Source organism: Oceanobacter mangrovi (assembly GCF_019740315.1).
Lineage (GTDB): Bacteria > Pseudomonadota > Gammaproteobacteria > Pseudomonadales > Oceanobacteraceae > Oceanobacter > Oceanobacter mangrovi.
On the sequence record NZ_JAHXZR010000012.1, the window covers coordinates 1 to 12,118 of the forward strand.

A 12,118-nucleotide genomic window follows, 5' to 3' on the forward strand; every position below is an offset into this window, starting at 1 on the left:
AAGAACCAGGCTGGCAGCTTCGAGTTTGAACTCAGGAGTGAAGGAACGACGTTGTCTTTTCATTGAACACCTCTTTGGCGGCAAGATTACCACCTATCTGGGTGTCCGGGATTATTGAACCACTACAGAGAAAGCTGAAGCGAAAGATCTGTGTATCGATAGGGGGTGAATTTGGCTATCTGGGTCCCGGTGTTGGTTTTTTCAAAGTCGACTTCGGCAGGGACAAACACATGTATATGAGAAAGTCGTGCGTTGGAGTTGAGGTTCTGGTGGGACTGTTTGTCTGGACGCATGTACATTGTCGATTTTCAAAATGTACATGTATTTTATCGCGTTAGGGGTTGGATATACACATCTAAACGTTAGGGGTGTCGTAAGAGTTCAAAACGGTCAGGCGACCATCACAGAGGTAACCCTGTGCTTCAATGGCATCAAGAATCAGGTCTGGTGTCAGGGCGCTGTATGGATGTTGTGACATGGCTGGGAGGGCTCGAAAAATTGGCCACCAGTATACCTTTAACAGGCGGTTGAGTTTCTATCGGCGTTGCCACTGCGGCGTTAAAACAGGCGCAAATTGTAATACTGTTCACCTAACCAATTGAGACCGGACTGGGAGTGCAGGCAAACCGTGTCTAGACATTTACCACGCATAAACACCCGCTTTTCTACTGTTTTTGCCTTGTCCTGATAGCCCCGAAAAAACCAACAGCTGGTCAAATTTCCCCTTGTTGCCTATCCCAATAATGGTGACTGCTCTGATATTGCCGCGACGGAGTGCGCGCCAGTACCCAGACGCCAACGGTTGTCGCACCTTGCTGTTTTAGCAGCCGGGCCAGTTCGCTGGCGGTGGCGCCGGTGGTCATCACATCGTCGATCAACAGCAGATGTTGGCCGCTTAAGTCGAGTTGGCCTGGGTGGTAATGCTGGCTGATCTGTTGTTGTCGTTGCAGGCGGCCAAGCAGTCGCTGATCGGCGCTGGCCGATTTGTATAACGCCCGTTTGAGCAAGGGGATTTGATAACGCTGGCTGAGGGTTTCAGCCAAAATCTGTGACGGATTAAAGCCCCGCATGAACAGCCGGTGCCAGTGAGAAGGCACTGCTACCAGGGCATCAACCTGGTTCAGATGAGCAGGTGCTCTGATGGCCATCCAGCGTGCCAGTCGTTGCATCCATAATTGCTGGCGTTTGTCCTTGGCCAGCTGCACCCACTGGCACACCGGCCCTGTATAGAGGCTATGGCAAATGCTGTAGTCAAACGTCGGAGTTTGTTGCTGACAGCGCTTGCAGCGCTGGGCTGTATGGCCGGGCAGGGGGAGCGTGGCAGTCATTAATGGTTCGCCACATTGACTGCAGGCGCTGAATGACTGGCTCAATTGCCGTTCGCACTCATCACACAAAAAGCCACTGGCGGAGTCCAGCAAGGGCTCAAGGCAGAGTTCGCAGTGGCATTGTTCTCGAATCAGCGACTTTAGCCATTTTCTGCTGCTGTTGGCGAAATTCAGCCTGACTATCATGGCAGCACTCCCTGCTGTGATGAACCTCCAGCGTACAGCGCGTCTCTCAGTGATACGATATCGGTTGGGTGTTTTTTGGACAGGGTTCAGAAAACTCACTACCAGCCAGCCGACAGAGACGGAGCAAATCAGGAGGGCTTATGAATATTGGATCAACCAGTGGCTCAACCATGAGCACAGGCTACGCCCAGGCGAGCCAAGTGATGACGCAAGCGGATACCAAGCTGACTACCGCAGCTCAGCGGGTTGTCGATTCCACTACCCAAAGGCCGGTTGATGAAACCGAGTCGATTGCGGATCCGATGATGGAGATGCAAGAGGGAAAGCAACTGGTGGGCGCAGCCGGGAAACTGATCGAAGCTCAGAATACACAGCTGGGCAGTTTACTCGATATCCAGGCCTGAGTGGCTACGGCCAGGCCTCGTCTGACTCCGCCCGGGAACCCGGTTCCCGAAGCTCAGGTGTAAATTCCGATGATGCCAGGGTTATCGCGCAGGAGTACGCACGTCAGCAGGAATCGGAAATCGAGGCGGCCCGCAAGATCACCGAAGAAGCCATAGCCAGAGTTGCGGGCAATCAAAATGATGTGACGGCTGCTACCGACAGCTCGGCTGGCAATGGCAGCAATGAGTCTGGCAACAGCTTGGCTGTAGCGGATTCGTCTGATTCAACCAGTGGTAACAGCAGCGGCGAAGCGGCTTTGGCTGAAGCGATTCGTCAATTTGAGCAGGCGGCTCAGGGAGTGGACGACAGTTCATCCGGCTCCTCATTTGACGCTCTATCAGAGCCGGACAATTCGGCCGCCGCATCCGACAGCACCATCAATAATCCCCTTCCCGAAAGCCGTTCGGCAGCCAGTATTCTGGCGGAGCAGCGCCAGACCGCTGAAGAGAAAAAGCAGCAACGCGAAGAGCAGCAGCAAGAAACCATTACGGCAGCCGAGCGCTTTGCCGAAGCGAACGTCAAACTGCGCCAGGCAACCGAGTTGCTGCTGCAGGTCAGCCAGCTGGGTGGCCCGGTTGATATCAAGGCCTTGCTCGACGAGCGTATCTGAGGCGTTCGCCTGAATTTCCTTTCCTGAACATTTTTACCGGCATTGCTGAATAACGGAATTTGGCAAGGCATCCTGCTGTCAGAAAATCCTGTTACTGTGGTTTGGGCCGGCAGTCAAACGCTTGTCTTAATTTTAATCTGTTGTCTATTGACTTTGCCTGGGTGCGAACGTATGTTTCAAACAAGTGTTTGAAAACACTCATGGATAACAGACGACTGATTTGGCCGCTGTCGTCAGTAACAACAATAAACAGCTACACTGAACAGAGTCTTGTGACGGCTGTCTGCCGGATAAACAACGAGTCAGGTGACGAGGTAATCGACAATGCCCGAGTACAAAGCCCCCCTTCGCGAAATCAAATTTGTCATGGACGAACTGCTGGACATGCCTGCGCACTACGCTGGTATTTCCGCTTATGCTGACGTTGCGACCCCGGAAATGGTTGATGCCATCATTGCTGAAGGCGCCCGTTTCTGTGAACAGGAGCTGGCTCCGCTGAATCGTGTTGGCGACACCGAAGGTTGTGTGCGTAACGAAGATGGTTCGGTCACCACGCCAACCGGTTTCAAGCAAGCCTACAGCAAGTTTGTTGAAGGTGGCTGGCCATCACTGGCCCACGAAGAAGAGTGGGGCGGTCAGGGTTTGCCAGAATCACTCGGTATCGTGATTTCTGAAATGGTGGGTTCTTCCAACTGGTCCTGGGGTATGTATCCAGGCCTGTCGCACGGCGCCATGAACACCATCGAAATGCACGGCACCCAGCAGCAGAAAGAAACCTATCTGACCAAGCTGGTGAGCGGTGAATGGACCGGCACCATGTGTCTGACCGAACCGCACTGTGGTTCCGACCTGGGTATTCTGAAGAGCAAGGCCGAGCCCAACGCCGACGGCAGCTACAAGATTTCCGGTACCAAGATTTTTATTTCTGCCGGTGAACACGACATGGCAGAGAACATCATTCATATCGTTCTGGCCCGTCTGCCAGGGGCGCCGGAAGGTACGAAGGGTATTTCCCTGTTCATTGTTCCGAAAGTACTGCCAAACGAAGATGGTTCACTGGGTGAAGCCAACGCGGTTTCCTGTGGTTCGCTGGAACACAAGATGGGTATCCACGGTAACTCTACCTGTGTGATGAACTTCGACGGTGCCAAAGGCTGGTTGATCGGGCCGGAAAACAAGGGTCTGAACTGCATGTTCACCTTTATGAATACTGCTCGTATCGGTACCGCACTGCAGGGCTCTTCTGCGATGGAAGCTTCTTTCCAGGGCGCGTTGGCCTATGCCAAGGAACGTCTGGCAATGCGTTCACTGACTGGTCCAAAAGCACCGGAAAAAGCTGCAGATCCAATCATCGTGCATCCAGATGTACGTCGTATGCTGATGACCCAGAAGGCTTTGAACGAAGCCGGTCGTGCGCTGGTGTACTTTGCTTCCCAGCAGAATGACATCGTCAAGAAAGCCGACAATGCTGACGACCGCCAGGCTGCCGAAGAACTGTTGAGCTTCCTGACTCCAATCGCCAAGGCGTTCCTGACCGAAGCCGGTTGTGAAGCAACCAACCTGGGTATGCAGGTTTATGGCGGTCACGGCTTTATCGCTGAATGGGGCATGGAACAGCTGGTGCGTGATACCCGTATCTCCACCATTTACGAAGGTACTACCGGCATTCAGGCACTCGACCTGTTGGGCCGCAAGGTACTGATGACCCAGGGTGCCAGCCTGCGTCGTTTCACCAAGATCGTTCACAAGTTCTGTAAGGAAGACGGTGGTAGCAAGCAGGTTTCCAAACTGCAGAAAACCCTGGCTGAACTGAACAAGGAGTGGGGCGACCTGACCATGAAAATTGGTATGGGCGCGATGAAAAACCGCGATGAAGTTGGCGCCGCCGCCGTGGATTACCTGATGTACTCCGGTTACATGGTGCTGGGCTATTTCTGGGCCCGTATGGCACAGCTGGCACAAGCCAAGCTGGACGCAGGTACCACAGAAGAAGCCTTCTACAAGGCCAAACTGCAAACCGCCCAGTTCTATTTCGACCGGGTTCTGCCACGTACCAGGGCCCATGCCGCCATGATGACTGCCGGTGCTGCCAGCATGATGAGTCTGGCTGAGGAAGACTTCGCCTTCTTGTAAGGCGTTGTTTGACTGGCTGCAGATACAAAAAAACCGCTCAATTGAGCGGTTTTTTTGTATCTGCCTTTGTTTATATATTTGCTTCTACATTACTTTCTGCATTTGTATCTGCGGAAGCCTATTCGGCTTCGGCAACGACCTCAGCGGCTGTATGTACTGTGGTGCCTCCGCGACGTTTGCTGTCAACGCGTTTCTCATGGATCTTGCGAATCTTGCGCTGGGCTTTTTCGAAAGCATGTCGCACTGCAAAGTACATATCCTCATGCTCTGGGCTGTCGTGATTGTCGTGGGTAATGGCGACAGTTTCGCCTGGCAGGCCGACTTCCAGAGAGACATGGGCAAGGCGGCCCTTGTAACTGTGGTTGTGGGGCAGGGCGACTACGGCACGAATGCCTGTGATGTCGTCAAAAGTGGAGGTGAGTTTGTCGGCTTTTTCGCGAATGGTGTTCTCAATCGCTTCTGAATGTTCGATGTCACGAAAACTGATTGCCAGACCTTTCATAAACGCTCCTTAGTACAAGCATAAGGCGATGCCGGTAATTCGGCATGGAACCTGGCAGCTGTTTTGCCAGCATTCCGGGATTTATTTTGCAGGCATACGAGCGGACTAAGCCGGTGATTCAGTTGTGCTTACAGGCTTGGCCGGTACGCCATTTCAGACTTCGACAATACTCCTGTTAGTTTGTTAATTAATCTTTATATATCAATAACTTGAACCTTTAATTTGAGGGTGTCAAGGATCTTTTTCAAGGCTTTTTATGGGAACCCTGAAAGAGATTTTTGTTCCCTTCCATGACTTCAGATTACATCAAGTTATCATCGGATCAACTGAATGATTGTCATAATTTCAGGGTTAAACGAGCCAGAATTGATCTAAGGCGATATTCCGGTTGATAAGAGAACCATCGCTGCATTGGTACTGCAGGAATAAGGGAACGCTTTGTTTCTCTCGTTTGTGCCGCCTTCTTAACAGTCTTGATAGCTGCTTTCGATTGGGGCACTGCAACAGCCGTGTTAGGCTCGATTGATTCAATGATGGGTGCCGGATAATGCAGGTGTTTCCCGTCAAGGTCGTGTTTTTCGATCTCGACGATTCTCTGATCAACAAAGACGCCAACAGCCTCTGGATCAAGTGGCGGGTTCGGCGTGAGCGTTGGGCGCTGGTGGAAGCGACGTTGGCACTGGCATCGCTGTATCGCGCCTACAAAAAAGGTCGGGTTACGCATTGGCGGTTGTCGCATTATTACAAGACCCGCACCCGTGGCATGGCGTTGTCGACCTATCAGCAGCGGGTTGATGAGTTCTTTCAGGAACGTGGTCATCTGCATATTTATCCGCAGGCGATGTCGCTGTTGTTTGCCTATCAGCGTCAGGGTGTGATGCCGGTCATGATTACCGGTGCGGATGAGTACGTTGCCCGTGCCTATGCTGAGTCACTGGGCATTGAGCACGTCATCAGTAATCGCCTGAAGGTAGTGGGTGACCGGATTGTCGGGCTGCAACGACCGCTGTGTTATGGCGTCGGCAAGGTTGGTCTGGCGAGGGCTTTCCTGCGGGAACAGGGGTTGAAGTTCAGTGACGCGGCGTTTTACACCGACAGTCATGCAGACTTGCCCTTGCTGGAAAAGGTTGGCCAGCCTGTGGTACTGAACCCCAACAAGCACCTGCGTGAGGCTGCGATCCTGAATGGCTGGCCATCGTTGGATTGGCGGCCCTAATCCATCTTGCCGTGTCCGGGTCATCTGTTATGATGCGGATCTGGTTACAATAATCAATCAGGAGCCCCGTGGTGTTCTATCCACTTAATCGTCCTCTGCAAAAAGGTCAGCTACTCGCCCGTCGATGGTGGTAAACGCATCGTCCCCTGCGCCGCTGCGCGCTATTTCCAATTGCGTTTAATGATCCAATCAGGTTCCTACCCATATGACATTGCAAGAATTCCAATCTCTGGTTGAGCAGGGCTATAACCGTATTCCTGTGGCTCGCCAGGTTCTGGCAGACCTCGATACGCCGCTGAGCACTTATCTGAAATTGGCCAATGCGCCATATTCCTATTTATTTGAATCCGTCCAGGGTGGCGAGAAATGGGGTCGTTACTCCATTATCGGTTTGCCAGCCCGTGAAGTGATCAAGATTTCCGACCATCGGGTCACCTGGCTGGAGAACGGCAAAGCCGTCAGCGAGCTGGATGTGCAGGATCCGTTGCAATACGTGACCGAGCTGCAACAGAGCTACAAGGTGCCGGATATTGCTGGCCTGCCGCGCTTCCAGGGCGGTCTGGTTGGTTATTTTGGTTACGACACTGTGCGTTATATCGAACCGCGGCTGCAGGCCAGCTGTCCGCCAGATGAAATCGGTACACCAGATATTCTGTTGATGGTGTCTGAAGAAGTGGTGGTATTCGATAATCTCAGCGGCAAGCTGCACCTGATTGTGCTGGCAGATCCGCAACAGCCGAATGCCTGGGATGCGGCCCAGCAGCGTCTGGATCAACTGCGCGAGCTGCTGCGTCAGCCGTATGCGGGTGATATCGGCAAACCATTCGCAGCGCCCAAAGAAGTACAGGAAGATGACTTCCGTTCGGTTTATGGTGCTGAAGAGTTCAAGTCTGCAGTGGAGTCGGTGAAGGAGTACATTCTCTCCGGTGACATCATGCAGTGCGTGCTGTCGCAGCGGATGCAGATTCCATTCAGCGGCGATCCGGTGAATATCTATCGTGCCCTGCGGACACTGAACCCATCCCCCTACATGTATTGCCTGCATCTGGATGATTTCCATGTGGTTGGTTCTTCACCGGAAATTCTGGCTCGCCTGGAAGATGGTGAAGTGACGGTGCGGCCGATTGCCGGTACTCGCAAACGTGGTGAAACTCCGGAAAAAGACGAGGCGCTCGAACGTGAGTTGCTCGAAGATCCGAAGGAAATTGCCGAACACCTGATGTTGATCGACCTTGGCCGTAACGATGTTGGCCGGGTTGCCCGCACCGGTGGCGTCAAGCTGACTGAGCAGATGATTGTTGAGCGTTACAGTCATGTCATGCACATCGTTTCCAATGTGACGGGCCAGGTAAAAGAAGGCATTACCGCCATGGATGTACTGCGTGCAGCGCATCCGGCCGGTACGCTCAGTGGTGCGCCAAAGATTCGGGCGATGGAAATCATCGACGAGTTTGAAAGTACCAAGCGGGGCGTATACGGCGGCGCGGTTGGCTACATCAGCTGGAATGGCAATATGGATACCGCCATCGCCATTCGTACCGCAGTGATCAAGGATGGCGTGTTGAATATTCAGGCAGGTGCCGGTCTGGTGGCTGACTCTGTGCCTGAGATGGAATGGCAGGAAACCCTGAACAAGGGCCGCGCTATGTTCAGGGCTGTGGCTCTGGCCGAAGCCGGTCTGGATCAGTAAGTAACCGCCAACCCATTCATATTGAAGGCTGCCCGGCCATGAGCAGGGCAGCGCTGGAGCACAACATGCTGGTAATGATTGATAACTACGACTCCTTTACCTACAACGTCGTACAGTATTTCGCCGAGCTGGGCGCAGATGTTCGCGTATTTCGTAATGACGAAGTGACGCTGGAGCAGATTGAAGCCCTGCAGCCGGATCATCTGGTGATTTCTCCGGGGCCATGCACGCCGAACGAAGCTGGTATTTCGATGGAAGCGATCCGTTATTTTGCGGGTAAGCTGCCAATTCTGGGCATTTGTCTGGGTCACCAGTCGATTGGTCAGGTGTTTGGTGGCGATATTATTCGTGCCGGTCAGGTGATGCACGGCAAGCTGTCGGCGATTCATCACAATGACAAGGGCGTGTTCGCCGGTCTGTCGAATCCTTATCAGGCAACCCGCTATCATTCGCTGGTGATCGACAAGAACACCCTGCCGGATTGTCTGGAAATCACCGCCTGGACGGAAAACGAAGACGGTTCCATGGAAGAAATCATGGGCGTTCGTCACAAGGAGCTGGCTATCGAAGGCGTGCAGTTCCACCCTGAATCCATTCTTACGCAACATGGCCATGATTTGCTGAATAACTTTCTGCAAATGCGGCTGGGCTGAACAAGGAGTCAATGATGGAAATGCGTGAAGCCTTGGCCAAAGTGGTCGAGCGACAGGATCTGACAACCGAAGAAATGACCGATGTGATGAATCAGATCATGACTGGTCAGGCTGACCCGGCCCAGGTCGGTGGCTTTCTGGTTGCCCTGCGGATGAAAGGCGAAAGCATCGATGAAATCGTTGGTGCGGTCAAAGTCATGCGGGATCTCGCCAGTGGTGTGCAGGTTCATCCGTTACATGCGGTGGATATTGTTGGCACCGGTGGCGATGGCGCCAACATGTTTAACGTTTCAACCGCTTCTTCTTTTGTCGTGGCAGCGGCTGGCGGCAAGGTTGCCAAGCACGGTAACCGTGGTGTTTCTTCGAAGTCTGGCAGTGCCGACTTGTTGGAAGCCGCAGGCGTCAACCTGGCGCTCAACGGTGAACAGGTAGCCCGTTGCATCGAAGAGTTGGGCGTTGGCTTTATGTTTGCGCCGATGCATCACAGTGCCATGAAGCATGCGATTGGTGTGCGCAAGGCGCTGGGCATGCGCACCATTTTTAACGTACTCGGGCCAATGACCAATCCGGCAGGGGTTCCCAACCAGGTAATCGGCGTTTATGAACAGGCGCTGGTTCGACCGATTGCGGAAGCCATGCAGCGCCTGAACGCTGGCCATGTTCTGGTGATTCATTCGGCAGAAGGTCTGGATGAAATCAGCCTGGCTGGGCCGACCTATGCCTGCGAACTCTATATGGGTGAGCTGCGTGATCTGGTGATCACACCGGAAGATCTGGGCATTGAACGCCAGAGTCTGGATGGATTGTCGGTCACCAGCGCGGCGGAAAGTCTTGAGCTGATTCGTGATGCGCTGGGCAAGCGTAAAACCGCTGCCGGTCAGAAAGCTGCGGATATGCTGGCATTGAATGCGGGGGCGGCTATTTATGTGGCGGGTCTGGCGATGAATATAAAAGACGGTGTCAGCATGGCGCAAGACGCTATTTACTCCGGTCTGGCACTGGAAAAACTGAAAGAACTGGTGAGCTTTTCGTCCTATATGGCCGAAGATGCCCAGGGCTGAAGCAGCAAGGTACAAGTGTAGTGACTAACGATACTCCAACCATTCTGAAAAAAATTCTGCAAACCAAGGCAGAAGAAATCGCCCTGCGTAGCCAGTCGATGCCATTGGCGGAACTGAAAGCCCGTGCGCTGGATATGGACCCGGACAGTCTGCGTGGCTTTTACCGCGCCATGAAGGCCAAGGTCGATTCCGGTTTGCCTGCGGTGATTGCGGAAGTTAAAAAAGCATCGCCATCGAAAGGAGTGATTCGCGGGAATTTTGTCCCGGGCCAGATTGCTGAATCCTATGAAAAAGGTGGTGCCACCTGTTTGTCAGTACTGACCGATGCGCAGTACTTCCAGGGCCATGAGGATTTTCTGAAGGAAGCTCGCGGTGCCTGTTCATTGCCGGTGATTCGCAAGGATTTCCTGGTCGATCCCTATCAGATCTATGAAGCTCGCCATATCGGCGCAGACTGTGTACTGCTGATTGTGGCAGCGCTGTCAGAGATGCAATTGCAGGATCTGGAAGGCATCGCGCTGGAGCTGGGGCTGGACGTGCTGGTGGAAGTGCATAATGAAGCAGAAATGGTTTCGGCGCTGAAGCTGCAGTCACCACTGCTGGGCATTAACAACCGTAACCTGCATACCTTTGAATTGACCCTGCAAACCACCTACGACTTGTTGGGTATGGTGCCAGCCGGCAAGTTGCTGGTGACAGAAAGCGGGATTTTTGGCCGTGATGAAGTGGCTGCCATGCGTGCTCACAACGTTCACGGTTTCCTGGTTGGTGAAGCCTTTATGCGAGCTGAAGAGCCGGGCGAAGAGTTGCAGAAACTGTTCTTTTAAAGCGGTTTTCAGATTCGCCAGAAACAAAAAAGCACTGCTGCGGGCAGTGCTTTTTTATTGGCGGGTTACTGCTGATGCTTGATCAGCGGGTACCGTAAACCACCATGGTTTTGCCTTTCACCGATACCAAGCCACCGTCTTCCAGATCTTTCAGAACCCGGCCAACCATTTCGCGGGAACAACCCACAATACGGCCGATTTCCTGACGGGTGATCTTGATTTGCATACCGTCCGGGTGGGTCATCGCGTCGGGTTGTTTGCTCAGATCCAGCAGGGTGCGGGCAACCCGGCCAGTCACGTCCATAAATACCAGGTCACCAGCTTTGCGGGTGGTTTGGCTCAGACGGTTGGCGATTTGACGGAACAGTTTGAACATCAGTTCAGGCTGATTCTTAACAATGTCTTCGAAACGGGAGTAGCTGATTTCAGCTACTTCACACTCGGTTTTGGCCTTGACCCAGGCAGTACGTGGTGGGGTTTCGTCATCAAACAGACCCATCTCACCGAAAAAATCACCCGGGTTCAGGTATGCCATGATCATGTCACGGCCATCTTCATCTTCAATTATGACGCTGACAGAACCTTTGACCAGATAGTAAAGCGTACTGCTTTCTTCGCCAGCGTAAATCAATGTACTCCGTGCCGGGTAGCGGCGACGGTGACACTGTGCAAGGAAGTCTTCCAGATAAGGATCCTTTTGTGGTGGTCTAACCAGGCTCATAACGGGCTTCCAATCCTAATACTCAGGCTATTTGTAGCTTGTTGGCATAATCAAGGTATGCAGTATGTCAGTTTGTGACCAATTAGGTTAGTGGTTTTACGTAAGCCGGTGATATTGGTCACATTTGACTGAATCAAAACGTTAAGTTTCAACTTGAATGACTAAGGCCGATTGTGGTTTGAGGTCAATTCGGCGTTATTGGAACGGCTGTCCCGATTTATCCTGCCGTTGCATGTGTGATAACCTGCGCGCTCTTTAGTGGTTACCTGGATTTGTGCAATGAAAGCTGAGATCAAATGGGTCGATGGTGTCATGTTTGTTGGGGAATCTGGCAGCGGTCATTCTGTTGTCATGGACGGCCCTGAAGATCATGGTGGTCGAAACATGGGAGTTCGCCCAATGGAAATGATGCTGTTGGGGCTCGGCGGTTGTACCAGTTTTGATGTGATCAACATCCTCACCAAGCAACGCCAGCAAGTATCTGACTGTGTTGCTTCTATTAATGCAGAACGCGCCGACGGCGTACCGTCTGTATTCACCAAAATTCACGTGCACTTCAAGGTGAAGGGCAAGGATCTGAAGGCAGCCAGCGTTGAACGCGCGGTCAAGCTGTCAGCAGAAAAATATTGCTCTGCTTCGATCATGCTGGAGCAGGCGGGGGTTGAAATCACCCACAGCCACGAAGTGATCGAGGACTGACCTCGATCACACCAACCTGACCATTCCGCCACGGTGCGGGGGTATTTG

Annotated in this window: 13 protein-coding genes; 9 read left to right on the forward strand and 4 right to left on the reverse strand. The window is 52.8% G+C overall.

Annotated features, from left to right (window positions below; genetic code table 11):
- Positions 1 to 355: 355 nt before the first annotated feature.
- Positions 356 to 478 (reverse strand): hypothetical protein, encoded by a 123-nt coding sequence (locus K6123_RS23430; RefSeq protein WP_281423968.1) that lies wholly within the window; start codon positions 476 to 478, stop codon positions 356 to 358.
- A 235-nt stretch (positions 479 to 713) separates the two neighbouring features.
- Positions 714 to 1,514 (reverse strand): ComF family protein, encoded by an 801-nt coding sequence (locus K6123_RS19935; RefSeq protein ID WP_221800989.1) that lies wholly within the window; start codon positions 1,512 to 1,514, stop codon positions 714 to 716.
- A 140-nt stretch (positions 1,515 to 1,654) separates the two neighbouring features.
- On the opposite strand from K6123_RS19935, the gene K6123_RS19940 reads away from it, so the two are divergent.
- From K6123_RS19940 to K6123_RS19950, 3 genes are all read left to right on the forward strand, one after another.
- Positions 1,655 to 1,918: a hypothetical protein gene (locus tag K6123_RS19940; RefSeq protein ID WP_221800991.1), complete on the forward strand. Its 264-nt coding sequence runs from the start codon at positions 1,655 to 1,657 to the stop codon at positions 1,916 to 1,918.
- A gap of 182 nt (positions 1,919 to 2,100) precedes the next feature.
- Positions 2,101 to 2,568: a hypothetical protein gene (locus K6123_RS19945; RefSeq protein ID WP_221800993.1), complete on the forward strand. Its 468-nt coding sequence runs from the start codon at positions 2,101 to 2,103 to the stop codon at positions 2,566 to 2,568.
- 324 nt (positions 2,569 to 2,892) lie between these two features.
- On the forward strand, positions 2,893 to 4,701 hold the full coding sequence (locus K6123_RS19950; protein ID WP_221800995.1) for an acyl-CoA dehydrogenase C-terminal domain-containing protein: 1,809 nt from the start codon (positions 2,893 to 2,895) through the stop codon (positions 4,699 to 4,701).
- A 118-nt stretch (positions 4,702 to 4,819) separates the two neighbouring features.
- On the opposite strand, the gene K6123_RS19955 is transcribed toward K6123_RS19950, so the two are convergent.
- Positions 4,820 to 5,203, reverse strand: a complete 384-nt coding sequence (locus K6123_RS19955; RefSeq protein WP_221800997.1) for an HPF/RaiA family ribosome-associated protein — start codon at positions 5,201 to 5,203, stop codon at positions 4,820 to 4,822.
- A gap of 547 nt (positions 5,204 to 5,750) precedes the next feature.
- Here K6123_RS19955 and K6123_RS19960 point away from each other — a divergent pair.
- The 5 genes from K6123_RS19960 to trpC all read left to right on the forward strand — a co-directional run bounded on the left by K6123_RS19960 (position 5,751) and on the right by trpC (position 10,650).
- On the forward strand, positions 5,751 to 6,419 hold the full coding sequence (locus tag K6123_RS19960; RefSeq protein ID WP_221800999.1) for an HAD family hydrolase: 669 nt from the start codon (positions 5,751 to 5,753) through the stop codon (positions 6,417 to 6,419).
- Positions 6,420 to 6,624: 205 nt separating this feature from the next.
- Positions 6,625 to 8,109 (forward strand): anthranilate synthase component I, encoded by a 1,485-nt coding sequence (gene trpE / locus K6123_RS19965; protein ID WP_221801001.1) that lies wholly within the window; start codon positions 6,625 to 6,627, stop codon positions 8,107 to 8,109.
- Between the two features lie 65 nt (positions 8,110 to 8,174).
- Positions 8,175 to 8,762, forward strand: coding sequence for an anthranilate synthase component II (locus K6123_RS19970; RefSeq protein ID WP_221801190.1), 588 nt, complete (start codon positions 8,175 to 8,177; stop codon positions 8,760 to 8,762).
- Positions 8,763 to 8,776: 14 nt separating this feature from the next.
- Positions 8,777 to 9,823 (forward strand): anthranilate phosphoribosyltransferase, encoded by a 1,047-nt coding sequence (gene trpD / locus K6123_RS19975; RefSeq protein WP_221801191.1) that lies wholly within the window; start codon positions 8,777 to 8,779, stop codon positions 9,821 to 9,823.
- Positions 9,824 to 9,843: 20 nt separating this feature from the next.
- Positions 9,844 to 10,650 (forward strand): indole-3-glycerol phosphate synthase TrpC, encoded by an 807-nt coding sequence (gene trpC, locus K6123_RS19980; protein ID WP_221801003.1) that lies wholly within the window; start codon positions 9,844 to 9,846, stop codon positions 10,648 to 10,650.
- An 82-nt stretch (positions 10,651 to 10,732) separates the two neighbouring features.
- On the opposite strand, the gene crp is transcribed toward trpC, so the two are convergent.
- Complete coding sequence (gene crp, locus K6123_RS19985; RefSeq protein ID WP_221801006.1) at positions 10,733 to 11,371, reverse strand: cAMP-activated global transcriptional regulator CRP; 639 nt, start codon at positions 11,369 to 11,371, stop codon at positions 10,733 to 10,735.
- Positions 11,372 to 11,650: 279 nt separating this feature from the next.
- On the opposite strand from crp, the gene K6123_RS19990 reads away from it, so the two are divergent.
- Positions 11,651 to 12,070, forward strand: coding sequence for an OsmC family protein (locus K6123_RS19990; RefSeq protein ID WP_221801008.1), 420 nt, complete (start codon positions 11,651 to 11,653; stop codon positions 12,068 to 12,070).
- Positions 12,071 to 12,118: the final 48 nt, after the last annotated feature.

Excerpts from the sequence above, each read along its gene's own strand:
- K6123_RS23430 (WP_281423968.1), bottom strand. The coding sequence starts at position 478 with ATGTCACAACATCCATACAGCGCCCTGACACCAGACCTGATTCTTGAT.
- K6123_RS19935 (WP_221800989.1), bottom strand. The coding sequence starts at position 1,514 with ATGATAGTCAGGCTGAATTTCGCCAACAGCAGCAGAAAATGGCTAAAG.
- K6123_RS19940 (WP_221800991.1), top strand. The coding sequence starts at position 1,655 with ATGAATATTGGATCAACCAGTGGCTCAACCATGAGCACAGGCTACGCC.
- K6123_RS19950 (WP_221800995.1), top strand. The coding sequence starts at position 2,893 with ATGCCCGAGTACAAAGCCCCCCTTCGCGAAATCAAATTTGTCATGGAC.
- K6123_RS19955 (WP_221800997.1), bottom strand. The coding sequence starts at position 5,203 with ATGAAAGGTCTGGCAATCAGTTTTCGTGACATCGAACATTCAGAAGCG.
- K6123_RS19960 (WP_221800999.1), top strand. The coding sequence starts at position 5,751 with ATGCAGGTGTTTCCCGTCAAGGTCGTGTTTTTCGATCTCGACGATTCT.
- trpE (WP_221801001.1), top strand. The coding sequence starts at position 6,625 with ATGACATTGCAAGAATTCCAATCTCTGGTTGAGCAGGGCTATAACCGT.
- K6123_RS19970 (WP_221801190.1), top strand. The coding sequence starts at position 8,175 with ATGCTGGTAATGATTGATAACTACGACTCCTTTACCTACAACGTCGTA.
- trpD (WP_221801191.1), top strand. The coding sequence starts at position 8,777 with ATGGAAATGCGTGAAGCCTTGGCCAAAGTGGTCGAGCGACAGGATCTG.
- crp (WP_221801006.1), bottom strand. The coding sequence starts at position 11,371 with ATGAGCCTGGTTAGACCACCACAAAAGGATCCTTATCTGGAAGACTTC.
- K6123_RS19990 (WP_221801008.1), top strand. The coding sequence starts at position 11,651 with ATGAAAGCTGAGATCAAATGGGTCGATGGTGTCATGTTTGTTGGGGAA.